At 41.1% G+C, this 22,207-nt stretch carries 24 protein-coding genes and 1 other RNA gene; 13 read left to right on the forward strand and 12 right to left on the reverse strand.

Annotated features, from left to right (window positions below; translation table 11 throughout):
• Positions 1-34: 34 nt before the first annotated feature.
• The gene (locus NYE56_RS10050; protein WP_268555368.1) at positions 35-712 is read left to right on the forward strand and encodes a lysozyme family protein; all 678 of its coding nucleotides are present in this window, start codon (positions 35-37) and stop codon (positions 710-712) included.
• 89 nt (positions 713-801) lie between these two features.
• On the opposite strand, the gene NYE56_RS10055 is transcribed toward NYE56_RS10050, so the two are convergent.
• Positions 802-1,338: a DUF420 domain-containing protein gene (locus NYE56_RS10055; RefSeq protein WP_003231280.1), complete on the reverse strand. Its 537-nt coding sequence runs from the start codon at positions 1,336-1,338 to the stop codon at positions 802-804.
• A 136-nt stretch (positions 1,339-1,474) separates the two neighbouring features.
• Positions 1,475-2,257 (reverse strand): VLRF1 family aeRF1-type release factor, encoded by a 783-nt coding sequence (locus NYE56_RS10060; RefSeq protein WP_015251912.1) that lies wholly within the window; start codon positions 2,255-2,257, stop codon positions 1,475-1,477.
• A 170-nt stretch (positions 2,258-2,427) separates the two neighbouring features.
• Here NYE56_RS10060 and NYE56_RS10065 point away from each other — a divergent pair, with 170 nt between their 5' ends.
• The 5 genes from NYE56_RS10065 to desR all read left to right on the forward strand — a co-directional run bounded on the left by NYE56_RS10065 (position 2,428) and on the right by desR (position 7,036).
• Positions 2,428-2,925 carry an N-acetyltransferase gene (locus NYE56_RS10065; protein WP_014477061.1) on the forward strand — a complete coding sequence of 166 codons (498 nt, stop codon included), beginning with the start codon at positions 2,428-2,430 and terminating at the stop codon, positions 2,923-2,925.
• A gap of 63 nt (positions 2,926-2,988) precedes the next feature.
• Positions 2,989-3,966: a S66 family peptidase gene (locus NYE56_RS10070; RefSeq protein ID WP_268555369.1), complete on the forward strand. Its 978-nt coding sequence runs from the start codon at positions 2,989-2,991 to the stop codon at positions 3,964-3,966.
• 161 nt (positions 3,967-4,127) lie between these two features.
• Positions 4,128-5,186: a fatty acid desaturase DesE gene (gene desE / locus NYE56_RS10075; protein WP_003231272.1), complete on the forward strand. Its 1,059-nt coding sequence runs from the start codon at positions 4,128-4,130 to the stop codon at positions 5,184-5,186.
• Between the two features lie 119 nt (positions 5,187-5,305).
• On the forward strand, positions 5,306-6,418 hold the full coding sequence (gene desK, locus NYE56_RS10080; RefSeq protein ID WP_015251908.1) for a two-component sensor histidine kinase DesK: 1,113 nt from the start codon (positions 5,306-5,308) through the stop codon (positions 6,416-6,418).
• Positions 6,419-6,436: 18 nt separating this feature from the next.
• Positions 6,437-7,036, forward strand: coding sequence for a two-component system response regulator DesR (gene desR / locus NYE56_RS10085; RefSeq protein WP_268555370.1), 600 nt, complete (start codon positions 6,437-6,439; stop codon positions 7,034-7,036).
• Positions 7,037-7,640: 604 nt separating this feature from the next.
• On the opposite strand, the gene NYE56_RS10090 is transcribed toward desR, so the two are convergent.
• The 6 genes from NYE56_RS10090 to NYE56_RS10115 all read right to left on the reverse strand — a co-directional run bounded on the left by NYE56_RS10090 (position 7,641) and on the right by NYE56_RS10115 (position 12,767).
• A complete protein-coding gene (locus NYE56_RS10090) occupies positions 7,641-8,504 on the reverse strand; it encodes a LysM peptidoglycan-binding and 3D domain-containing protein (protein ID WP_003231267.1) in 864 nt (287 codons plus the stop codon).
• A 247-nt stretch (positions 8,505-8,751) separates the two neighbouring features.
• Positions 8,752-10,527 carry a DNA helicase RecQ gene (gene recQ / locus NYE56_RS10095; RefSeq protein WP_341283811.1) on the reverse strand — a complete coding sequence of 592 codons (1,776 nt, stop codon included), beginning with the start codon at positions 10,525-10,527 and terminating at the stop codon, positions 8,752-8,754.
• Positions 10,528-10,668: 141 nt separating this feature from the next.
• Positions 10,669-10,855, reverse strand: a non-coding RNA gene (gene ssrS / locus NYE56_RS10100) — 6S RNA.
• Positions 10,856-11,091: 236 nt separating this feature from the next.
• Positions 11,092-11,718 carry an FMN-dependent NADH-azoreductase AzoJ gene (azoJ, locus tag NYE56_RS10105; protein WP_341283812.1) on the reverse strand — a complete coding sequence of 209 codons (627 nt, stop codon included), beginning with the start codon at positions 11,716-11,718 and terminating at the stop codon, positions 11,092-11,094.
• A gap of 150 nt (positions 11,719-11,868) precedes the next feature.
• Entirely contained in the window at positions 11,869-12,360 is a 492-nt protein-coding gene (locus tag NYE56_RS10110; RefSeq protein ID WP_014477068.1) for a TraR/DksA family transcriptional regulator, read from the reverse strand.
• 74 nt (positions 12,361-12,434) lie between these two features.
• Positions 12,435-12,767, reverse strand: coding sequence for a hypothetical protein (locus tag NYE56_RS10115; protein WP_123373202.1), 333 nt, complete (start codon positions 12,765-12,767; stop codon positions 12,435-12,437).
• Positions 12,768-12,844: 77 nt separating this feature from the next.
• On the opposite strand from NYE56_RS10115, the gene NYE56_RS10120 reads away from it, so the two are divergent.
• Positions 12,845-13,072, forward strand: a complete 228-nt coding sequence (locus NYE56_RS10120; protein ID WP_014480021.1) for a hypothetical protein — start codon at positions 12,845-12,847, stop codon at positions 13,070-13,072.
• Here NYE56_RS10120 and yocM read toward each other — a convergent pair.
• Complete coding sequence (gene yocM / locus NYE56_RS10125; RefSeq protein ID WP_003231255.1) at positions 13,059-13,535, reverse strand: salt stress-responsive protein YocM; 477 nt, start codon at positions 13,533-13,535, stop codon at positions 13,059-13,061. The two genes, NYE56_RS10120 and yocM, sit on opposite strands and share 14 nt — an antisense overlap.
• A gap of 66 nt (positions 13,536-13,601) precedes the next feature.
• Between yocM and NYE56_RS10130 the strand changes: the two genes are divergently transcribed.
• Positions 13,602-13,865, forward strand: coding sequence for a hypothetical protein (locus NYE56_RS10130; RefSeq protein WP_004399338.1), 264 nt, complete (start codon positions 13,602-13,604; stop codon positions 13,863-13,865).
• A 4-nt stretch (positions 13,866-13,869) separates the two neighbouring features.
• Positions 13,870-14,103 carry a hypothetical protein gene (locus tag NYE56_RS10135; protein ID WP_003231251.1) on the forward strand — a complete coding sequence of 78 codons (234 nt, stop codon included), beginning with the start codon at positions 13,870-13,872 and terminating at the stop codon, positions 14,101-14,103.
• A gap of 86 nt (positions 14,104-14,189) precedes the next feature.
• On the opposite strand, the gene NYE56_RS10140 is transcribed toward NYE56_RS10135, so the two are convergent.
• Both NYE56_RS10140 and NYE56_RS10145 read right to left on the reverse strand, forming a co-directional pair.
• A complete protein-coding gene (locus tag NYE56_RS10140) occupies positions 14,190-14,534 on the reverse strand; it encodes a PH domain-containing protein (protein WP_003220141.1) in 345 nt (114 codons plus the stop codon).
• A gap of 356 nt (positions 14,535-14,890) precedes the next feature.
• On the reverse strand, positions 14,891-15,094 hold the full coding sequence (locus tag NYE56_RS10145) for a DUF6501 family protein (protein WP_003231245.1): 204 nt from the start codon (positions 15,092-15,094) through the stop codon (positions 14,891-14,893).
• 229 nt (positions 15,095-15,323) lie between these two features.
• On the opposite strand from NYE56_RS10145, the gene dhaS reads away from it, so the two are divergent.
• The 3 genes from dhaS (at position 15,324) to NYE56_RS10160 (ending at position 19,645) form a co-directional block, all read left to right on the forward strand.
• Entirely contained in the window at positions 15,324-16,811 is a 1,488-nt protein-coding gene (dhaS, locus tag NYE56_RS10150) for an aldehyde dehydrogenase DhaS (RefSeq protein ID WP_015714095.1), read from the forward strand.
• A 100-nt stretch (positions 16,812-16,911) separates the two neighbouring features.
• Positions 16,912-18,810, forward strand: a complete 1,899-nt coding sequence (gene sqhC, locus NYE56_RS10155; protein ID WP_341283813.1) for a sporulenol synthase — start codon at positions 16,912-16,914, stop codon at positions 18,808-18,810.
• Positions 18,800-19,645: a superoxide dismutase gene (locus tag NYE56_RS10160; RefSeq protein WP_015251901.1), complete on the forward strand. Its 846-nt coding sequence runs from the start codon at positions 18,800-18,802 to the stop codon at positions 19,643-19,645. The genes sqhC and NYE56_RS10160 overlap by 11 nt, the downstream gene beginning before the upstream one ends.
• A 32-nt stretch (positions 19,646-19,677) precedes the next feature.
• On the opposite strand, the gene NYE56_RS10165 is transcribed toward NYE56_RS10160, so the two are convergent.
• Positions 19,678-21,015 carry a sodium-dependent transporter gene (locus tag NYE56_RS10165; protein ID WP_335451800.1) on the reverse strand — a complete coding sequence of 446 codons (1,338 nt, stop codon included), beginning with the start codon at positions 21,013-21,015 and terminating at the stop codon, positions 19,678-19,680.
• 198 nt (positions 21,016-21,213) lie between these two features.
• Between NYE56_RS10165 and NYE56_RS10170 the strand changes: the two genes are divergently transcribed.
• A complete protein-coding gene (locus NYE56_RS10170; protein WP_335451802.1) occupies positions 21,214-22,179 on the forward strand; it encodes a bile acid:sodium symporter family protein in 966 nt (321 codons plus the stop codon).
• Positions 22,180-22,207: the final 28 nt, after the last annotated feature.

The raw sequence follows: 22,207 nt of genomic DNA on the forward strand, positions 1-22,207 counted from the left end.
GTCATACTGCTCCAAACATTGAGGGTGAAACACAGTGAAGAAAAAGAGAAAAGGCTGTTTCGCTGCTGCGGGTTTTATGATGATTTTTGTCTTTGTCATCGCCTCTTTTTTATTGGTCCTGCTTTTTTTCAACCGGGATTTAATCAAAAAACTTCCGATCGATACGAAAACGATTGTTTTGGAACGTTTAACCGATTACAAACCCTTGGTGGAAGAAGAGCTTGAAAGCCAAGGACTCTCTAATTATACATCACTCATATTAGGCATGATGTATCAGGAGTCAAAAGGAAAAGGCAATGATCCCATGCAGTCCTCTGAATCTCTGGGGTTAAAACGCAATGAGATAACAGACCCTCAACTCAGTGTTAAACAAGGCATCAAGCAATTTACCCTCATGTACAAGACCGGTAAGGAAAAAGGCGTGGATTTGGATACCATTATTCAAAGCTACAACATGGGGGCAGGTTACATTGATTTTGTAGCTGAACATGGAGGAACGCATACTGAGGAATTGGCAAAACAATACTCCGAGCAGCAAGTCAAAAAAAATCCTGATCTGTATACTTGCGGGGGAAATGCGAAAAATTTCCGCTATCCGTATTGCTACGGTGATTATACGTATGCAGAAAAAGTAAAAGAAAAAACAAAAACTGTTGAAGAATCTTTGCAGGTTGTAACACTTGAAACCATGGAATCCAAGGCTCATGAATAAGAGTCTATCAATTTACTGACAAAAGCCCAAAAATGAATTTGGGCTTTTGTCATGTTTACATGTAAAAAAAGCCATACTGAGTATGGCTTTTAATAATACGGTGAAATCATCAAATATACAATAACGCCTGTAAGGCTTACATACAGCCATAGAGGCATTGTCCATCTCGCAATTTTTTTGTGGCGCTCTACCTGCATGCTGAAGCCTCTGATCAGCGTAAACAGCGCAAGCGGCACAATAATTGCAGAAAGGCAGATATGTGTAATTAAAATAAAGAAATAAATCGGGCGCATAATACCTTCTCCGCCATAGAGCGTGTTTTCCGCAATCGAGTGGTACGTCACATAGCAAATCAAAAATAGTAATGTTGTTGTGAATGCGGCCAAAATAAAGCGTTTGTGAGCTTTGATATTTTTCTGTTTAATCATAATCAGCGCGGCCAATAAGAAGATAAACGTAAAGCTGTTGAATATCGCATTCAGCATTGGCAAAATGTGAATATTCGCATGGCTGAACTGATCTAATTTAGGCATAAAAAACAGCACTGCGATTAAACCGTTAATCAGAACTGTCAGCGTAAGGACAATCCCCGTGTAATTTTTCGGTTTATTTTCTGTTTGGTTCATTTGATGACCTCTCCTAATTTGTACTGGCTATCCAAATCGTATGCAAATTCAAAGAAGATGTCAACGGTTTCGATTGCTTCGTCAGAAATTAGACACACTTCAAAGGCCGGAGGCTATTAGCCCCGGCCTTTTAGGTTTACGCCTCTTTTATCAAATGTTCAATGACCTTATGTTCATTTTCATTCAGCAGGTTCTTTTGAATTTTCGAATGAATGGGTTTATTCATATGCTGATCCAAGATATCGGCCGTTTCTTTATCCCCGGCAATAACCATTCGTTCCCATCTTTTCGCGGCAGCTTTTTGATCAAGGCTGGCAGCCAGCCGCTTATACAGTCTCGATTGGTTCTCTGTTACATGTTCCCTCATCCGGTTCTCTTCAAATGGTGGCGCTTTGTCTACAGCGGAATGGCTATTCTTCCAAGACTCATTGATCATATCATACTCATAACGCTCCACCGCCTCAATTTTTCCTAAAACGGTTTCAATAATTTTCACTTCATGCTGCTGAGTTAAAATAAACGCCGTACTTGGGTATGCCTGGCGCAAACCCTTCAGCTGATCCAGGACAGCTGTTTCTTCCCAGTAAAATCTTGTATCTACAGGGACTTGAAGCTTAATAGGTTCCCATATGCCGCTGTCGGAAACAAAAAACACGAGACTGCGGGGCATGTCTTTTCCCATTGCATTCAAGTATTGATTCATTTTAGCCCTGATTCCATCCAGACACTTTTCCTCCTCTGGATCACTAGCTGCCAAATACTCTTTTAATCGGCTGAATCCTGACTTTAGGGCAATCTTCCATTCTCCCCCCTGCTGCTCTGGATCTCTCATGTCTGTATTGAGATACAGAGAGAGAATTTTATCCGGCGGTTCCAATTGGACATACTGTAATTTGTTAATCAATGAATCAATCGCCATTCCGATTCCTCCTTTTTCACAGGTTAGTTTTCTTTTTCCTCTCTTAAAAACGATCAAACCTGACTTTCCGCTAATTTATAGTAATAATGGAATTGTTGTTTACAATACGCCTCTCTTCTAATACAATTGGTAACTGTGTTTCTAAGCTGTTTTTTGAAAGGAGTTTGATCTTGTTTACTATTAAAGAAAAAAATCGTCAAGAGCTTGAAGAAGAACTAAATGATTTAGAATTTCAAATTTATCGCATGCAGGAGAATATGAAGGATTTATCTAAAGATGCCAAAGTGCTTGGTATTGATCAATCGAAACATGATGAGTGGATGATTGTTTCCTCGATTGATGATGGCCAAACATGCAAAATTATGCTAACTGATTGTAAAACGGCATACCGAGGAAAAGGCTGTTTTTCACTTGTAGCGTCTTACAAGGACGATGCCATTCATATAGGGGATATAAAAGGCCCTCCGAATCACGGGTTTGGCTCCATTTGCATGAAATATTTAAAAGATATTGCAAGAGACCATAATATACCGAAAGTCACCGGAGACATCGCCAAACGGGATTGGAATCATGTAGACCGGCTGATTCACTTTTATGAAAAACATCAATTCAAAGTATGTATCGATCATGATACCCAATCCGGCAGCATTAAGTGGGTTGATTTGTAAAAAAGTCTGGAAGAAAGAGCCAAGATATGCTGTAATGGTATAAAACCATTGATGGAGGGTTCTATGTACGCCTCAAAACTGAAAAAGGGAGACGAAATCCGGATCGTGTCTCCCGCGACCAGCATGTCTATATTATCAAATGAAGCAAAAATCCAAGCAAAAACGGCGTTAGAACGCTTAGGTTATCGGGTAACCATCGCTGAACACGCAAATGAATGTAACGAATTTGATTCATCCTCTATCGAGTCAAGAGTCCATGATCTGCACGCTGCCTTTTTTGATCCAGGCGTCAAAGCGATTTTAACGACACTCGGAGGGTTTAATTCAAATCAGCTGCTGCGTTATCTTGATTACGAGAAAATCAAACGGCATCCAAAAATTCTGTGCGGCTATTCCGATATAACCGCTCTTTGCAACGCTATTTATCAAAAAACGGGTCTTGTTACGTATTCAGGTCCCCACTTCTCAACATTTGCAATGAAAAAAGGGCTTGATTATACGCAAGAGTATTTTCTTTCTTGCTGCGCTTCAGACGACCCGTTTGAAATTCACCCTTCAAGTGAGTGGAGCGATGACCGCTGGTTTTTGGATCAAGAAAACAGGCGTTTTTATCCTAATAACGGCCCTGTTGTAATCCAAGAAGGTTATGCGGAAGGCACTTTAATTGGCGGAAACTTATGCACGCTTAATTTGCTGCAGGGAACGGAGTATTTTCCTGAAACAGAACATACTATTTTATTGATTGAAGATGATTATATGTCAGACATCCACATGTTTGACCGCGATCTGCAATCACTCATCCACCTCCCCGCTTTTTCACATGTAAAGGCGATTTTGATCGGCAGATTTCAGAAAGCATCAAACGTATCAATAGATCTTGTAAAAGCCATGATCGAAACAAAAAAAGAATTATCCGGCATCCCGATCATCGCAAATATAAATGCCGGACATACCTCGCCAATTGCCACGTTCCCTATAGGAGGAACATGCAGGATTGAAGCTATTTCGGGCACATCACGAATATGGATTGATAAACATTAATCAGCTTGTAAATTTTTTTACAAGCTTTTTTAGCGCAATCGGTTATGCAAGCCGCACGCGACATGACAAATGTCATATAGGAGGCATGATGGGTGCTACTACAAAAGACTTCTCTCATTAGCGTATACTGGACCGAGACACACAATGAGAGGATACTTACTATGACTGAACAAACCATTGCACATAAACAAAAGCAGCTGACAAAGCAAGTCGCTGCATTTGCTCAGCCTGAAACAAAAAACAGCCTGATTCAGCTTTTAAACACGTTTATCCCATTCTTCGGCCTATGGTTTCTTGCTTATCTCAGCCTTGATGTCTCCTATCTTCTTACGTTAGCATTAACGGTGATTGCCGCAGGTTTTCTGACAAGAATTTTTATCATCTTCCATGACTGCTGCCATCAATCTTTTTTCAAACAAAAACGCTATAACCACATTCTCGGTTTTCTGACAGGTGTCCTGACTTTATTCCCGTATCTTCAATGGCAGCACAGCCATTCGATTCATCATGCAACTAGCAGCAATCTGGATAAACGCGGAACAGGAGACATCTGGATGTTAACAGTAAACGAATATAAAGCTGCATCCAGACGAACAAAGCTTGCATACAGACTTTATAGAAACCCGTTTATCATGTTTATTCTCGGACCGATTTATGTTTTTCTGATCACGAACCGTTTTAACAAAAAAGGTGCAAGACGCAAGGAACGTGTAAACACATACCTTACGAATCTGGCAATTGTCGCGTTGGCTGCCGCTTGCTGTCTGATCTTTGGCTGGCAATCGTTTTTACTGGTGCAAGGCCCGATATTTCTGATTTCAGGTTCAATCGGTGTTTGGCTGTTTTATGTGCAGCATACCTTTGAAGATTCTTATTTTGAAGCGGATGAAAACTGGAGCTACGTTCAGGCTGCTGTTGAAGGCAGTTCATTTTATAAACTCCCGAAACTGCTTCAATGGCTAACAGGCAATATCGGTTACCACCACGTTCATCATTTGAGTCCAAAGGTGCCTAACTATAAGCTTGAAGTTGCTCATGAACATCACGAACCTTTAAAAAACGTACCGACAATCACCTTAAAAACAAGCCTGCAATCACTTGCGTTCCGTCTATGGGATGAAGATAACAAACAGTTTGTGTCATTTCGGGCTATAAAACATATACCTGTAAACCTTCCGCCTGATTCACCAGAAAAACAGAAGCTGCGGAAGAACGCCTGATGTTAAAGGAGGTCTTCTAATATACTAGAAGGCTTCCTTTTTATTGTTGGAGGGTGCATTCTGGCTTTCACAATGATAAAGTTACAAGTAAGATGAAAAGCTGAAAATGAGGTAAGATCATGATTAAAAATCATTTTACATTTCAAAAACTAAACGGGATTACGCCCTATATATGGACGATATTTTTCATCCTCCCCTTCTACTTTATATGGAAATCATCATCTACATTTGTTATTATTGTCGGCATCATTTTGACGCTTTTATTTTTTTCGGTATATCGATTTGCTTTTGTCTCAAAAGGCTGGACCATTTATTTGTGGGGATTTTTATTAATTGGCATTTCAACCGCTTCCATTACCCTGTTCAGTTATATTTATTTTGCTTTTTTTATCGCGTATTTTATTGGAAACATTAAGGAACGCGTCCCTTTTCATATTTTATATTATGTCCATTTAATAAGCGCAGCCGTCGCAGCCAATTTCAGTCTCGTATTAAAAAAGGAATTCTTTCTGACACAAATTCCTTTTGTCGTCATTACCCTCATCAGCGCAATTTTATTGCCCTTTAGTATAAGAAGCCGCAAGGAGCGCGAACGGCTTGAAGAAAAGCTCGAGGATGCAAATGAACGGATTGCAGAACTGGTAAAATTAGAAGAGCGTCAGCGAATTGCCCGCGATCTCCATGATACGCTTGGGCAAAAGCTTTCTCTTATCGGGTTAAAAAGCGACTTAGCTAGAAAATTGATATACAAAGATCCCGAACAAGCAGCTCGTGAACTGAAAAGTGTTCAGCAAACAGCGCGAACTTCTTTAAATGAAGTAAGAAAAATCGTTTCCTCTATGAAGGGCATCCGGCTCAAGGATGAATTGATCAACATCAAACAAATTCTCGAAGCAGCTGACATTATGTTTATCTATGAAGAAGAGAAATGGCCCGAAAATATCTCATTGCTGAATGAAAACATTTTGAGCATGTGCTTAAAGGAAGCTGTCACAAATGTCGTCAAACACAGCCAGGCTAAAACTTGCCGAGTTGACATTCAGCAGCTCTGGAAGGAAGTTGTGATTACTGTGTCTGACGATGGAACCTTCAAAGGAGAAGAAAATTCCTTTTCAAAAGGACATGGCTTACTCGGGATGAGAGAACGGCTTGAGTTTGCAAATGGAAGCCTTCACATCGATACCGAAAACGGAACCAAGCTTACCATGGCAATTCCTAATAATTCAAAATAAACATAAAGGATGGCTTATATGATTAGTATATTTATTGCAGAAGATCAGCAAATGCTGCTGGGCGCTTTAGGATCACTTCTAAACCTCGAAGACGATATGGAAGTCGTAGGCAAAGGTACAACCGGCCAAGATGCTGTTGATTTTGTCAAAAAATGCCAGCCTGATGTATGTATTATGGACATTGAAATGCCCGGAAAAACAGGGCTTGAAGCTGCTGAGGAGCTAAAAGATACAGGCTGCAAAATTATCATCTTAACCACTTTCGCCAGACCCGGTTACTTTCAGAGAGCTATTAAAGCTGGCGTTAAAGGCTATTTGTTAAAAGACAGTCCGAGTGAAGAGCTGGCCAACGCCATCCGTAGCGTCATGAACGGAAAACGCATCTATGCACCTGAGCTTATGGAGGACTTATACAGCGAAGCTAACCCTCTTACAGATAGAGAAAAAGAAGTGCTTGAACTTGTGGCTGACGGTAAAAACACAAAAGAAATCGCTCAGGAACTCAGCATCAAAAGCGGGACGGTGCGGAATTATATCTCAATGATTCTAGAAAAGCTTGAAGTGAAAAATCGAATTGAAGCCATTACCCGGTCAAAGGAAAAAGGCTGGTTTAAATAAAAAAGGATCTTGGCATCTGCCAGGATCCTTTTTTTAACCTGAAATTCCCGTTTGAGAACCTCGCCGCAACCAGAATTAAACTGATCCATATCCTCGCTCCTGATGCCCGCTGAACGATTGTTTGGTTAACAGCCCCATAAAAGACAGGATTGAATGATATCCCTGTTAAAATGGTCGGCCATTGCACATCAGCAGAATTTCTGATATTGATTATATTGTATTTTCAGTATGACAAAGTTGTGCCACTTCGCTCCCGAAGCTGCCATGCCCAACTGCAAGAGCCTAATAACACAATAAAAAACCGTCTGAAATCAATCCGATTCCGTAAATGGCATCTGCTACATCCAACTGCTTATTATCTGCCAAAAAAGATACAACACCAGCTCGTTTCGCTGATCAAAGATAGTAACAACCAGCTATAAATGTCATGATGCCGAATGTCTCTGTAATGTGGAATCAATCATTTAACCCGAGAGCCCCTGAATCGCACATAAAGAGAAAAACGGGACCACTTTCTTTTATCAGCATATGATATAAACAGCTCTAAGCAGAACAAAAAAAGACACAAGCCAAAAGCTCATGTCTTTTATCACAATCTATATTATTAGTTTAAGACTTTAACACTTACAGTTTTGACGCCCCAATTAGAAGCATCACTTTTACTTGGTACAAATACGTCGATTTTATTTCCTTTAATAGCGCCGCCAGTGTCTGCTGCTGTTGCTTCCCCGTAGCCTTCAACATAGACTTTAGAACCTAGCGGAATTACATTAGGATCAACCGCAATAACTTTCGCGTTCGGGTTCTTATTTAAGTCAATGCCTGTAGCTGTAACGCCGGAAATGCCGCCGTCGTTAGCAGTGTAAGCAGTAGCAGTAACTGTTAGTTCTTTTGAAGCTTCTTGATTATTTGTATTTGATTGAACAGCCTTCTCCTCTGTGTTAACAGAAGTTTCTGCCTCAGCCTTTGTTTCTTGTTTAGGTTGCTGTTGTACAGCTTCTTGTTTAGGTTGCTCTTTTTGCACAGCCTCTTGTTTTGGCGCAGCTTGAGGTGCGTTTGTTTGCGCATTCTCAGTAGCTGTGTTTGCTGCTGTTGCCTGACCTTTTACTGAAAGAGTTGATCCAGCATAGATCATGTCAGAGCTTAAGTTATTCCAAACTTTCAGGTTGTTGACTGTCGTGCCGAATTTTTGAGCAATCTTAGAAAGCGTATCTCCCGCTTTAATTGTATATTGCCCAGTCGTGGTTGTTTCTTCTGAAGAAATGGTCAGTTTTTCTCCTGCAATGATTTTATCAGAAGTTAACTTGTTCCATTCTTTTAAGTCCTTTAGGTTCACTCCATTTTTCTGAGAGATTCCCCAGAGCGTATCACCCTTTTGCACCGTAATTTCTTTTGCAGAAGCGTGAGCTCCGAATGCAGTTGTTGAAAGTGCAGCAACTGCCACAAAGGACATAATCGTCTTCTTCATAAGTAAATCCTCCCTTGTTAGCTTTTTATTGGCGGCTAACAGGTGATATCGTAACACACGTAAATGTCAAATCAATAACAAAAAGATATGATTTAGATTACAGTTCCTTTACATGAAGGATTTCTCTCTGATGGAAAGACTTGCTGAACCCTTGATATAATAGGCTTCGCAGGTCTTTTTATTTTGAGACGAAACAGAGAAAATAAAATGTGTTTTTTATAGAAAAAAAGATTGTTTTTCTGTTTTTTTAGTCTGTCATCCTTGCATAAGCTTGTATTTCTTGTAAAAAAAGCCGGCCGTATTTTGCTCTTTTTTGTTCTCCGACTCCTTTTATAGACAAAAGTTCATCATCATTTACGGGCTGTTTTCCTGACATTTCTTTTAACGTTTGGTCAGAGAAAACAACAAATGGCGGAACACCCTGCTCAGCCGCAATTTCTTTCCGAACCATGCGCAATCGTTCAAATAGCTCGTCATTTTCAGTAATCGCTGCCGCTTTTAACGCTTCTTTTCTCGCTACTGATAATTCTCCTTTCAGCACATTCCTTCCTTTACTGCTGACAAAAAGAGTCGGAAACGTTCCGTCTGACATCCTGATGAAGTCGTCAGAAATAAGAAATTCGATAAAATCACTGATTTCGCCAACGGATTGGTGTTTTAATATCCCGTATGTTGAAAGGTCGGAAAAGCCATTTTCAAGAACTTTTTTATTTTTGGAGCCGGCAAGCACCTGGGCAACCATCGTCTTGCCAAACCGTTCTTTCATGCGAATGATACAGGATAAGACCATTTGCGCCTCCCGCGTCACGTCATGGGCCGCTCTTGTATCGGTACAGTTTCCGCACTGTCCGCACGCATCAGGCTCCTTTTCTCCGAAATATATAAGGATAAAACGCTGCAGACAATCTTCCGTATGACAGTAGTCGACCATTTGTCTCAGCTTTTTTAAATCCTGCTTTTGTTTCTCTTCATGTTCTGATTGCTCAATTAAGAAGCGCTGCACCATAATATCCTGCGGTGAAAACAGGAGAACACATTCACTGGCAAGACCGTCCCGTCCAGCTCGTCCTGCCTCTTGATAATAGCTTTCCATATCTTTCGGAATTTGTGCATGCAGAACAAATCTAATATTTGATTTATCAATACCCATTCCAAAAGCAGAGGTTGCCACCATCACTTGAAGCTCATCATTAAGAAACCTTTCCTGCTGCTCTTTTCTCTCATCATCAGCCAAACCTCCATGATACCGGCCTGCCCTGACCTGATTTCGTTTCAATCTCTCATATATCCGATCAGCTTCTTTTCTGGTCGCTGTATAGACAATTCCTGCTTCATGCCTGTTGTTTTGCACATATTCGTCTATAAACCGATCTTTATTTTCTCCTTTTACTACTTTAAAGGTTAAATTCTCTCGGGAAAATCCGGTATATACCGTGTTCTCTTTTTGAATATGCAGCTGTTTGCAAATATCATCATGAACCTCGGGTGTGGCTGTTGCTGTTAACGCCATGATGACAGGCTTGTCGTGTAATTCACGGAACAAGATTTCAATATTCCTGTAGCTTGGCCTGAAATCATGGCCCCATTGAGAAATACAGTGCGCCTCGTCTATTGCGACCAAAGGAACATCTATGCCCTGCAAAATCCGGATAAACTCTGTGGACGTTAGTCGCTCTGGTGTAATGTAAAAAAGCTTATAAGCCCCTTCTTTGAGTCCGTTCAGCCTCTCATATATTTCCTGATTGGATTGTGTGCTGTTAATGTAGGCGGCGTTAATCCCCGCTTCTTCTAACGCATCAACTTGATCCTTCATCAAGGAAATCAACGGTGATATGACGATCGTCGTCCCTTCAAACATTAATGCCGGAATTTGATAGCAAATCGATTTGCCGCCTCCCGTCGGCATAATGCAGGCCGTATTTTGCCTCGCTTCCGTCACCAAGCGGATCGCTTCATCTTGGCCGCTCCGAAACTTCTCATAACCAAAATAATGAGCCAGAAGGGATTGGGCTTTATGTAACATAACGTGTAAACCTCGCTTTTCCTTGAATTTCTCCCATCATATCATAAAAAAGCGGCCTTCATTTCTTTCACACAAAAATGGAATATTCACTATACCAAACCTTTTTAGATAAAATAAAAAGCCATTTCCGAAAAGGAAATGGCTTTCGCTACGTCTTGCCGTATGCAAGTAAGAAAGTTTTAAACCACCACTCCTCAAAGTGGGTGTTTGCAGAAACGTTCCTGTCGTCCTCTGCAATGGAGGCATGACATTCCGGCTTCGATATAAAACTCCCTATTACAGCTTAAAGGTTAAAACTTAATTAACAATACGCACAAAGTAGCTTCTTTAATATAGTACACCATCAGGCGGTTTTAATCAAGAGGTCAGAACAATTGTTTAGAAAAACTTTTTCCAGTGAATAAAACGGTTTTTTCTCCAAAATACCTGACAATTCGACAAACAAAAAATATATTACAATAAAAAAAACAGCCTTTTTCGCTAAAAGCGAATAATTATTTTCTTCTATATTAATGTGTATATACAAAAAGACTCCTATTTGTAACGATAGGAGTCTTGGCTTTATTAGAATTTTGCAGCAAGATTTTTTGCTTCTTGTAAACCTTTTTCAACGATTTCTTGCGCTTGGTCAGGTGCTGCGTTATGTCCTTCGATGACAACTGTGTGCAAGTCTTGAACACCCCAGAAACCAAGAACTGTTTTCATGAAGTTTAATGACATTTCAAGTGCAGCCATTGGTCCTTCTGAGTAGACACCGCCGCGAGCGTTAAGAAGCGCAACTTTTTTGCCGCCCATTAAACCGACTGGTCCTTCTTGTGTGTATTTGAATGTAACGCCTGCGCGAGACAGATAATCAACATAAGTATGAAGCACTGCTGGCACTGTGAAGTTCCAAAGCGGGAATGCGAAAACAACTTTGTCAGCTTTTACAAACTGGTTCAGATATTTGTCAGCAATTGCTGCTTGTTTTTTCTCATCTTCTGTCATTTCCATTCCTTGACCTGCTTTAAATGTTCCGTTAATCATATCTCTGCCAAGGTAAGGAAGGTTTTCCTTATGAAGATCTAATTCAACCACTTCATCATTAGGGTTGTTTTCTTTATAAGCAGCTAAGAAAGCTTCGTAAAGTTTAGTTGAAACACCTTCTTCAGCTGTACGGTCGCTTGATTTTACAAATAAAACTGTAGACATTTGTATTCCTCCCGGTAAACTTTTTATATTTACTTACAAATAGTATGTTACTTTCTTTTTTACGCAAAGTCAATCACTTTATTTTGAATATGAGATTTTTTTCAAAAAAAAAGCAAGTACATCTAATATCGGTGTACTTGCTTGCCATTTTTACTTCGAATCTTGTTCACGATCCAAGATTTCATACGTCTGCGAGCTTTTTTGATCAATTGTTTCTTTGTTGGATAAGTCTTTTACCTGTTCATGAAACTCTCTTTCATAAGAAGGAGCATCTGTCTCCAGATCATCCTCCACATCAGCTTGGGCCTCAACTGTCATTCTTGCATAAGGAACAGCTTCAAGTCTTTCGTAAGGAATCTCTTGGCCGGTTTTTTCACACACGCCGTAAGTTCCGTCTTTCATCTTTTGTAATGCACGGTTGACCTCCTCTAACAGCTCCCGGTCAATCTCTCTCACTGTTTGGTCTGTCATCCGGTCTGTGACGAGCGTCCCGTGGTCTGCCATATGGTTGTCAACCCCATTGGAAAGCTCCCCCACTTCTTCCGTCATTGATTCTGTTTCCTTTTTCTCGCCAGACAATTCTTTTTGCATATCGAGCAATTTATGATAGAGATGCTGTGTTTGTTCTTTTGTCAGTGCCATGTATATCCTCTCCTTTCTATCCTGTTTCCCGTTTTGCCTTCTGTCAAACATGGGAACATCGATGGAAAGATGAGCTACTGCCTTTTTGAACGGATCGTGACCGCTGGCGTCGATGGTGCTTCGGGTTTTCGTTGGCACTTTTTGTTCTTCTCTTCTGGCGGTATATAATAGGTTGCGCCTATATTTAATCTGCCGCTCAATTCATCAATGGTCAGCTCGCCGAATTCAAGATGATAGTCAATTTTTTCGACATTCAGCGTTTCAATATGTATATAGGTTTCTTCAGACTCCTGTTTGCTGCTTTGTTTTTGTTTCTCAATCACTGAGAGTCTTTCTTCACATTCACGCAGTTTGTCAAGTTCTGGTTTCAAGCAATGCCTGATCAGCGACCGGAACATTTTTTTCATGACATCACGACCCTTTGCATACTCCTCTTTCGTCTACATATATAATGAGGTATATCCCATAGAAAGGAGAGGTTTTCATGCTTCCGACTAACATCAATATTTCTCATCTCAAGACTAACTCGATAGGCACCGGCTCATCCCTTACCTTTGGTTCTGCGGAGTTAAGGAACAGGCGCTCTGCTATCAAAAGAAATAACGGTTTTGGGGAACAAAATGCAGATGTTATTGTCATGGTCATTCCAATTGAATCAATTGATGACCGTGATGGGGCAGATGCACTCAGTATGAAAATCAATCATCAATAACAATGGTTTTCGCTTGACCTTCGTCTTTTTGAATGGTGATGTATAGGATTCCGTCTTTAAAAATGGCATTCATTTTTCCATGAAGATGGTCGGAAAGCGGAATTTTCTTTTCAAAACTTCCGTATTTCCCTTCTTTTTGGCGAAAGTCCTGTTCATTAAAATAGGAAAAGCGCTGCCCCTTCACCACTAAATAATCTCCGTACGATAATATGTGAACGTCTTGTTTACGGTAGCCTGGAAGATAAATTAAAAACTGCACTTCCGCAACGGTATCTACAATATCCATGCTCGGAAATGAAGCATCTCCTTTCCCTCGCTGATCTTGCTGCGCAAACGGAAACGGAGATTGGCCATTTGTCATAAAAGGGGTTTTTTGGTCTTCATCAAATACCTGTTTCCAAAAGTCACCGCCGTACATCTGCTGTGCGAATTCCATCCACTGCTTCATCTTTTCGAAATCCATTTGAAGCCCCCTGTCTTAACATACTTTATAACCGCCAGCATACAACTATAGAAAGGAGGTTTGCCTGTGGTTCAACCAACTCCGTATATCAATATTAATATTTTCATGCTGAAAATTAATTCCTTTGAAAATGCTTCAGCTGTAAACGTAGGACAAAATTTATTGGCAGAATGGCAAAATTCAGATAAAAAAAATCAAGGCTACGGACAGAATTTTGGAGATGCGAGCGGATTTATGGGCACGAGAAGCCATGTGGATGACAGAGACCAAATTGATTCTCCGGCCTCTTTTGAAAGTGAAGCGGTTAACTCCTCAATCAAAAGGAAGTGATGAGATGTTCTTTTCTCCCTCCGTCGTGAATGTCGGCGGATTTAAAATCAATACGATGGACCGTGGTTCCTCTTTAACACTCGGTCCGTATCAGCAGGTCGATTACTTTTTATCAGCTAAAATAAATCAAGGGTTTGGAGAAGAAAATGGCGACTTTACTCCTCTTGTCGTACCGATTTCAAATGTATTAGATGCAGATCTCGTTGATTCGAACTCAGCGAAAAACAGTGTGGTGTAATAAGAACAGGGCGCACATGCCCTGTTCTTGTTTTTATATATAAAAAAAAGCCTAACCATTTTTTGAACGGCTGGCTCATCAAATATTCAGCTGCACAAATGCTTTGTCAGCACCGCCTGAACCTCGCTTAAATCGGTGTCTTTCGCAAATTCTAATTCGAACGTTTTGCTTCTTGTCATCAATAAAAGCCCAGTGTCCGGATCAAACATTCCCGCTTCTTGGATGGCAAAGCTTTCAATTGTTTTATATGGAAGAAATACACGAACCTTCTTTTTAGAAAACATTTTATTGTCAAAGAAAATGATCCGCTTATTTGTAAAGCAAATTTGGTCCACTCGGAGCTTATAAATCGATTCTATTCTTTCCCCTTCAACGAGCAAAGCCTCAAGCTTCTTTGCGTCCGTTGATCTGCTAACAGAAAAAATACCCAATGAAGAACCCCTCTTTCTGCATTTATCTATTTGTTTTATCATTCACTACATAAAAATAAGTCCTTTATCCCTATATAAGAATACGACATAGAAGACATTTAAACCATTACGAACAGATTACATTTTTCAAATTTTTGATTTGTTTTTTGGCTTTTAAGCTGTTGTCATCAAGTAATACGCACATATAGAGAAAAAAGTTTCAATATTCAGCAATGTTTTTATAAAAAAGTGGTTTTTAATGATTTTTTTAATTTTGTTTTATATTTCCTGTTTTAACCACAAAAAAACCGCAGCTGAGCTGCGGTTTTATGTATCGACTGTTTTTAACAAAATCTGTCTGATGCTTCAAGGAAGCATTACATCTCTTCGAAGTATTCTTTATAATAGCCGCCGACTTTATTCGTATTGTCGACCACAAAGAGAAACTCCTCTGTTTCATTTTTTACTTCATATTCTTTTCCCGGCGTTAAAACGCGGTTTACGATATATTTTTTTGCGTTTGTCTGCACACACTTTACTTTTTTAATTGTTTCTTTTTCAAGCCAATTTTTATGAATCATGATGAAATCTCCTTTTCTTATCTATAAGCTTATTGTAGCTTTTTTCTTTTGTAAATTGCAATATCGGTTATTCATTGATTTTGCCTTGATTTCTATTATAGAATGTTTGTATACGCTTACGTTTGAAGCAACTATCACAGCTTATTTCTGCTATTCAATCCAGGAATCAATGTGCTATCACCAAGAATCTCAGAACAGACCATAAAAAATGACTGGAGGTTTGTTACGGATGAGTTCTTTAACGATGCAAGTGACGAAAAGGCTGGAGACATTTTTACAGGGAACAAAGAAGCTTTATATTGACGGAAAGTTTGTTCCGAGTGCCTCAGGGGCAACCTTTGACACTCCAAACCCGGCGACCGGCGAAACCTTGATGACGCTGTATGAAGCCCAGGCTGCGGATGTGGACAAAGCGGTTAAAGCTGCCCGGAAAGCCTTTGACCAAGGTGAATGGAGAACAATGTCTCCAGCTTCGAGAAGCAGATTGATGTATAAGCTGGCAGACTTAATGGAAGAGCATAAAACTGAGCTTGCTCAGCTTGAAACACTTGATAATGGGAAACCGATCAATGAAACGACTAATGGAGATATTCCGCTGGCTATTGAGCATATGCGCTATTACGCCGGCTGGTGTACAAAAATAACAGGACAGACGATTCCGGTTTCCGGCGCTTATTTTAATTATACGCGTCATGAGCCTGTCGGTGTCGTCGGCCAGATCATTCCATGGAATTTCCCGCTCCTGATGGCGATGTGGAAAATGGGCGCGGCACTTGCAACAGGCTGTACAATCGTCCTCAAACCGGCGGAACAAACACCGCTTTCAGCTCTTTATTTGGCAGAATTAATTGACCAAGCCGGTTTCCCTGCCGGTGTAATCAACATCATCCCGGGATTCGGTGAAGATGCGGGAGAAGCGCTGACGAACCACGAAGCGGTTGATAAAATTGCCTTTACCGGTTCCACTGAAATCGGAAAGAAAATCATGTCCACCGCAGCGAAAAGCATTAAGCGTGTTACATTGGAGCTGGGCGGAAAATCACCTAATATTCTTCTGCCGGATGCGAATTTGAAAAAAGCCATCCCGGGCGCTTTAAACGGTGTGATGTTTAACCAGGGCCAAGTCTGCTGTGCGGGCTCACGTGTCTTCATTCATAAAGACCAATATGATGAAGTGGTTGATGAAATGGCGTCCTATGCTGAGTCACTCCGCCAAGGAGCGGGACTTCATAAAGATACTCAAATCGGGCCTCTCGTAAGCAAGGAACAGCATGAGCGCGTTCTTTCCTATATTCAAAAAGGAAAAGATGAAGGAGCAAAAGCAGTGACCGGCGGAAGCTGTCCTTTTGAAGCAGGATATTTTGTCGCACCGACTGTGTTTGCGAATGTTGAAGACGAAATGACCATCGCAAAAGAAGAAATTTTCGGACCCGTGCTGACTGCAATTCCGTACGAAACTGTCGATGAAGTTATTGAACGGGCAAACCATTCAGAATATGGGCTTGCGGCCGGACTATGGACAGAGAACGTCAAGCAGGCTCACTATATCGCGGACCGACTTCAAGCCGGAACCGTTTGGGTGAACTGCTATAATGTGTTTGACGCGGCGTCTCCATTTGGCGGATATAAACAGTCAGGACTCGGACGAGAAATGGGATCATATGCCTTGGATAATTACACAGAAGTCAAAAGTGTATGGATAAACCTTGAAGACTAACATGTATGTTTAAAAAACTGCTGTCTGCCAGCAGTTTTTTTCTTTCTGTAATGGCAGTAAAAGACGCTGAATATATATGCTTCTGAAGGAGTTGAGCGTGATGGGCACACTTCAGGAGAAAGTGAGGCGTTTTCAAAAGAAAACCATTACCGAGTTAAGAGACAGGCAAAATGCTGATGGTTCATGGACATTTTGCTTTGAAGGACCAATCTTGACAAATTCCTTTTTTATTTTGCTCCTTACCTCACTAGATGAAGGCGAAAATGAAAAAGAACTGATATCATCCCTTGCAGCCGGCATTCATGCAAAACAGCAGCCAGACGGCACATTTATCAACTATCCCGATGAAACGCGCGGAAATCTAACGGCTACCGTCCAAGGATATGTCGGGATGCTGGCTTCAGGATGTTTTCACAGCTCTGAGCCGCACATGAAGAAAGCTGAACAATTTATCATCTCACATGGCGGTTTGAGACATGTTCATTTTATGACAAAATGGATGCTTGCCGCGAACGGGCTTTATCCTTGGCCTGCTTTGTATTTACCATTATCACTCATGGCGCTCCCCCCAACATTGCCGATTCATTTCTATCAGTTCAGCTCATATGCCCGTATTCATTTTGCTCCAATGGCTGTAACACTCAATCAGCGATTTGTCCTTATTAACCGCAATATTTCATCTCTTCGCCATCTCGATCCGCACATGACAAAAAATCCTTTCACTTGGCTTCGGTCTGATGCTTTCGAAGAAAGAGATCTCACGTCTATTTTGTCACATTGGAAACGCATTTTTCATGCACCATTTGCTTTTCAGCAGCTGGGCCTACAGACAGCTAAAACGTATATGCTGGACCGGATTGAAAAAGACGGAACATTATACAGCTATGCGAGCGCAACCATATTTATGGTTTACAGCCTTCTGTCACTTGGTGTGTCACGCTATTCTCCTATTATCAGGAGGGCGATTACCGGCATTAAATCACTGGTGACTAAATGCAACGGGATTCCTTATCTGGAAAACTCTACATCAACTGTTTGGGATACAGCTCTAATCAGCTATGCCCTTCAAAAAAATGGTGTGACCGAAACAGATGGCTCTGTTACAAAAGCAGCCGACTTTTTGCTAGAACGCCAGCATACCAAAATAGCAGATTGGTCTGTCAAAAATCCAAATTCAGTTCCTGGCGGCTGGGGGTTTTCAAACATTAATACAAATAACCCTGACTGTGACGACACTGCAGCCGTTTTAAAGGCGATTCCCCGCAATCATTCTCCTGCAGCATGGGAGCGAGGGGTATCTTGGCTTTTATCGATGCAAAACAATGACGGCGGATTTTCTGCTTTCGAAAAAAATGTGAACCATCCACTGATCCGCCTTCTGCCGCTTGAATCCGCCGAGGACGCTGCAGTTGACCCTTCAACCGCCGACCTCACCGGACGTGTACTGCACTTTTTAGGCGAGAAAGTTGGCTTCACAGAAAAACATCAACATATTCAACGCGCAGTGAAGTGGCTTTTCGAACATCAGGAACAAAATGGGTCTTGGTACGGCAGATGGGGTGTTTGCTACATTTACGGCACTTGGGCTGCTCTTACTGGTATGCATGCATGCGGGGTTGACCGAAAGCATCGCGGTATACAAAAGGCTCTGCGTTGGCTCAAATCTATACAAAATGATGACGGAAGCTGGGGAGAATCCTGCAAAAGCGCCGAAATCAAAACATATGTACCGCTTCATAGAGGAACCATTGTACAAACGGCCTGGGCTTTAGACGCTTTGCTCACATATGAAAATGCCGAACACCCGTCAGTTGTGAAAGGCATGCAATACCTTACCGACAGCAGTTCGCATAGCGCCGATAGCCTCGCGTATCCAGCAGGGATCGGATTGCCGAAGCAATTTTATATTCGCTATCACAGTTATCCATATGTATTCTCTTTGCTGGCTGTCGGAAAGTATTTTGATTCTATTGAAAAGGAGACAGCAAATGAAACGTGAATCTTATCAAACGGAGATGTTCAATTGGTGTGAAGCCCTGAAAGATCAGATTCAAAAGCGAGGACAGCTTGACCAGTTTGAAGATCAAATCGACAAGATGATTGAGGCTCTGGAAGATGACCAAACAACAGAAGAAGATTGGTATAAACAGGCCGCTGCCCTTTATCGGGATATTACAGAATCAGATGATACAAGTGAAAGACGCGCATATGTCCCTATAGGGAAACATGTGCTGCCAAAGCTTCCTTACAAATACTCCGCCTTAGAACCTTATATTTCACGCGATATTATGGTCCTTCATCATACAAAACATCATCAAAGCTATGTCGATGGCCTGAACAAAGCAGAATCAGAGCTTAAAAAAGCGAGAGCAACAAAGAATTATGACTTAATCACTCATTGGGAAAGAGAGCTTGCGTTCCATGGAGCAGGCCATTATTTGCATAGTATTTTTTGGTTTTCTATGCATCCAAACGGAAAACGGCGTCCTACAGGGGCATTGTTCCAAATGATAGACCTTTCATTTGGAAGCTATTCCGCTTTTAAAGAACATTTTACCCAAGCCGCTAAAAAAGTGGAAGGCGTCGGCTGGGCCATTCTGGTCTGGGCACCTCGATCAGGACGGCTGGAGATTTTAACGGCAGAAAAACACCAGCTCTTTAGCCAATGGGATGTGATCCCCCTTTTACCGCTTGACGTATGGGAGCATGCCTACTATTTGCAATACAAAAATGACCGGGCCAGCTATGTCGATCACTGGTGGAATGTCGTGGATTGGCGCGAGGCAGAAAAACGTTTTGAGCAGGCAAAAGAAGTCGTTTGGAAGCTCTATTAAAAAAAGCCCCCTTTTCCCGGGAGCTTCGTGTTTTAAAAAATCCCTACCACATGCAAAAACACGATGATGATGGCAACAGGAGATAGATATCGAATGAGCAGCAGCCAAACCGTAAACCACTTTCGTTTGAGATTGGAACCGCTTTTCAGCTCATCAAACAAATCCTGTTTCGGTATTTTTAGCGGGACAAAAATCGAAATCAGTAACGCACCTAACGGCATTAAAATATTGCTCACAAGATAGTCGGCCGCATCAAAAATAGACAGATGAAATATAGTGACGTCACTTAAGACACCGTATGATAATGCAGACGGCACACCGACAATAAAAATAGCAATTCCGCCTAACCAAGCGAATCGTTTTCTCTTATTGACATCGCCTTTCGACAGTACTGCGACCAAAATTTCCAGCATTGAAAAAGCAGATGTCAATGCAGCAAATAAAAATAGAAGTAAAAATGCTAATAAAAAGATAATTCCGAACGGCATTTGATTAAACACAGTCGGCAGCACGTTAAATAACAGAACCGGGCCTTGGTCTGGTTTGAGGCCGAATGAAAAGACAGCTGGAAAAATCGCAATTCCGGCCATTACAGCAACAAGCATGTTCATAACAGTTACAGATACAGCGGACTGTACCAGATTTTCCTGTTTCTCTAAATAAGCGCTATACGTTACCATGACAGAAACACCGACACTTAATAAGAAAAAGGATTGTCCCATTGCATATAAAATGGTATTGGCATCAATTGCAGTTAAATCAGGCATCAGGAAAAATTTGATCCCTTCCATCGCGCCATCAAGTGTAACCGAACGCACCATTAAAATGATGAATAATAGAAAAAGCGCCGGCATTAATACTTGGCTTGCTTTTTCAATTCCGCTGCTTACCCCTTTTGCAACAACTAAAATTGTTACCACCATAAAGAGCAGCTGGCCTCCTACAGCCAAATAAGGATTTGAAATGGTACTTGCAAATATCGTATCAAAACCAGATGTTTGCGATAAACCGCCAGTGAAGCCTTTTATAATATAAATTAAAATCCATCCGCCTACGACACTGTAGAAAGATAGAAGAATAAAGCACGTCACCATGCCTAAATAACCGATCCAATGCCACTTCGTTCCTGGAGCAAGTGTTTTATAGGACTGAACGGCATCTTTCTGTGTTCTTCTGCCTATGATGAATTCACCTAACAATAAAGGCAGTCCGATTAAAACCGTAAATAAAATAAAAATAAGTAAAAATGCGCCTCCTCCGCTGGTTCCGGCAACATATGGGAATTTCCATATCGCACCAAGCCCGATAGCTGATCCTGCCGCGGCTAAAATAAAGCCGAGCTTCGAAGACCATTGATTTGCTTCCTTCACCGTATCACTCCTATTTGATCTAACCATTATAAAGGTTCATTGTAAGAATATCTTCCTATATAGTCAAGAACATTTTGATTAGTTTACATCATATATCTATAGACATCTGCCAAAAACTAATATTGAATTATTCAGAAAATTATTTATAATAAGAGAATGTTATGAAAAGTTCTTGATAAGTGTGTTAGGAGTGTTTTTATGGACATCATTAGAAAAATAAGTCATTTTGCAGGACAAACCTTTGGCATATGGGTCATTGTTTTTGCAGTGCTGGGATTTTCTTTCCCATCTTTATTTACGTGGATCAGTTCTTATATTACGATTTTTCTTGGCATTATCATGTTTGGGATGGGCCTTACACTGCAAGCCGATGATTTCAAAGAGCTGGTCAGAAAGCCTTGGCAAGTTATTATTGGAGTAATAGCTCAGTATACGATCATGCCGCTCGTTGCTTTCGGCCTCGCATTTGGGCTTCATCTTCCAGCTGAAATCGCAGTTGGTGTTATTCTTGTCGGCTGCTGTCCCGGGGGAACTGCATCTAATGTTATGACATTCTTAGCAAAAGGAAATACTGCCCTTTCTGTTGCGGTTACAACAATTTCTACCTTATTGGCACCTGTTGTAACACCGTTGTTGATTATGCTGTTTGCCAAAGAATGGCTTCCTGTCTCGCCGGGGTCTTTGTTTATCTCAATCTTACAGGCGGTTTTATTTCCAATCATTGCAGGTCTGATTGTCAAAATGTTTTTCAGAAAACAAGTGGCAAAAGCCGTACATGCCCTTCCGCTTGTTTCTGTCATTGGCATCGTTGCGATTGTCTCAGCTGTCGTCAGCGGCAATCGGGAAAATCTGCTTCAATCGGGGTTGCTCATTTTTTCAGTTGTTATCCTGCATAACGGTATCGGTTATTTGCTGGGGTTTCTTTGTGCAAAGCTTTTAAAAATGGATTACCCGTCTCAAAAAGCGATTGCAATCGAAGTCGGCATGCAAAACTCCGGGCTTGGGGCTGCACTTGCCACGGCTCATTTCTCACCGCTCTCTGCCGTACCAAGCGCAATATTCAGTGTGTGGCATAACCTTTCAGGTTCTATGCTTGCAACATATTGGTCAAAAAAAGTGAAAAAGAAACAAGCTGTATCCAAAAGCAGCAATCTATCACTTTAAATATGCATCAAAAAAGGTACATCACTTT

Origin of the sequence: Bacillus sp. FSL R5-0603, from assembly GCF_038050295.1 — a bacterium.
In the GTDB taxonomy this organism is placed as follows: domain Bacteria; phylum Bacillota; class Bacilli; order Bacillales; family Bacillaceae; genus Bacillus; species Bacillus subtilis.

Excerpts from the sequence above, each read along its gene's own strand:
- NYE56_RS10115 (WP_123373202.1), bottom strand. The coding sequence starts at position 12,767 with ATGAAAAAAATGTTCCGGTCGCTGATCAGGCATTGCTTGAAACCAGAA.
- desR (WP_268555370.1), top strand. The coding sequence starts at position 6,437 with ATGATTAGTATATTTATTGCAGAAGATCAGCAAATGCTGCTGGGCGCT.
- yocM (WP_003231255.1), bottom strand. The coding sequence starts at position 13,535 with ATGGATTTCGAAAAGATGAAGCAGTGGATGGAATTCGCACAGCAGATG.
- NYE56_RS10170 (WP_335451802.1), top strand. The coding sequence starts at position 21,214 with ATGGACATCATTAGAAAAATAAGTCATTTTGCAGGACAAACCTTTGGC.
- desE (WP_003231272.1), top strand. The coding sequence starts at position 4,128 with ATGACTGAACAAACCATTGCACATAAACAAAAGCAGCTGACAAAGCAA.
- sqhC (WP_341283813.1), top strand. The coding sequence starts at position 16,912 with ATGGGCACACTTCAGGAGAAAGTGAGGCGTTTTCAAAAGAAAACCATT.
- recQ (WP_341283811.1), bottom strand. The coding sequence starts at position 10,527 with ATGTTACATAAAGCCCAATCCCTTCTGGCTCATTATTTTGGTTATGAG.
- NYE56_RS10135 (WP_003231251.1), top strand. The coding sequence starts at position 13,870 with ATGTTCTTTTCTCCCTCCGTCGTGAATGTCGGCGGATTTAAAATCAAT.
- NYE56_RS10160 (WP_015251901.1), top strand. The coding sequence starts at position 18,800 with ATGAAACGTGAATCTTATCAAACGGAGATGTTCAATTGGTGTGAAGCC.
- NYE56_RS10060 (WP_015251912.1), bottom strand. The coding sequence starts at position 2,257 with ATGGCGATTGATTCATTGATTAACAAATTACAGTATGTCCAATTGGAA.
- NYE56_RS10055 (WP_003231280.1), bottom strand. The coding sequence starts at position 1,338 with ATGAACCAAACAGAAAATAAACCGAAAAATTACACGGGGATTGTCCTT.
- NYE56_RS10145 (WP_003231245.1), bottom strand. The coding sequence starts at position 15,094 with ATGATTCATAAAAATTGGCTTGAAAAAGAAACAATTAAAAAAGTAAAG.
- dhaS (WP_015714095.1), top strand. The coding sequence starts at position 15,324 with ATGAGTTCTTTAACGATGCAAGTGACGAAAAGGCTGGAGACATTTTTA.
- NYE56_RS10110 (WP_014477068.1), bottom strand. The coding sequence starts at position 12,360 with ATGGCACTGACAAAAGAACAAACACAGCATCTCTATCATAAATTGCTC.
- desK (WP_015251908.1), top strand. The coding sequence starts at position 5,306 with ATGATTAAAAATCATTTTACATTTCAAAAACTAAACGGGATTACGCCC.
- azoJ (WP_341283812.1), bottom strand. The coding sequence starts at position 11,718 with ATGTCTACAGTTTTATTTGTAAAATCAAGCGACCGTACAGCTGAAGAA.
- NYE56_RS10120 (WP_014480021.1), top strand. The coding sequence starts at position 12,845 with ATGCTTCCGACTAACATCAATATTTCTCATCTCAAGACTAACTCGATA.
- NYE56_RS10070 (WP_268555369.1), top strand. The coding sequence starts at position 2,989 with ATGTACGCCTCAAAACTGAAAAAGGGAGACGAAATCCGGATCGTGTCT.
- NYE56_RS10090 (WP_003231267.1), bottom strand. The coding sequence starts at position 8,504 with ATGAAGAAGACGATTATGTCCTTTGTGGCAGTTGCTGCACTTTCAACA.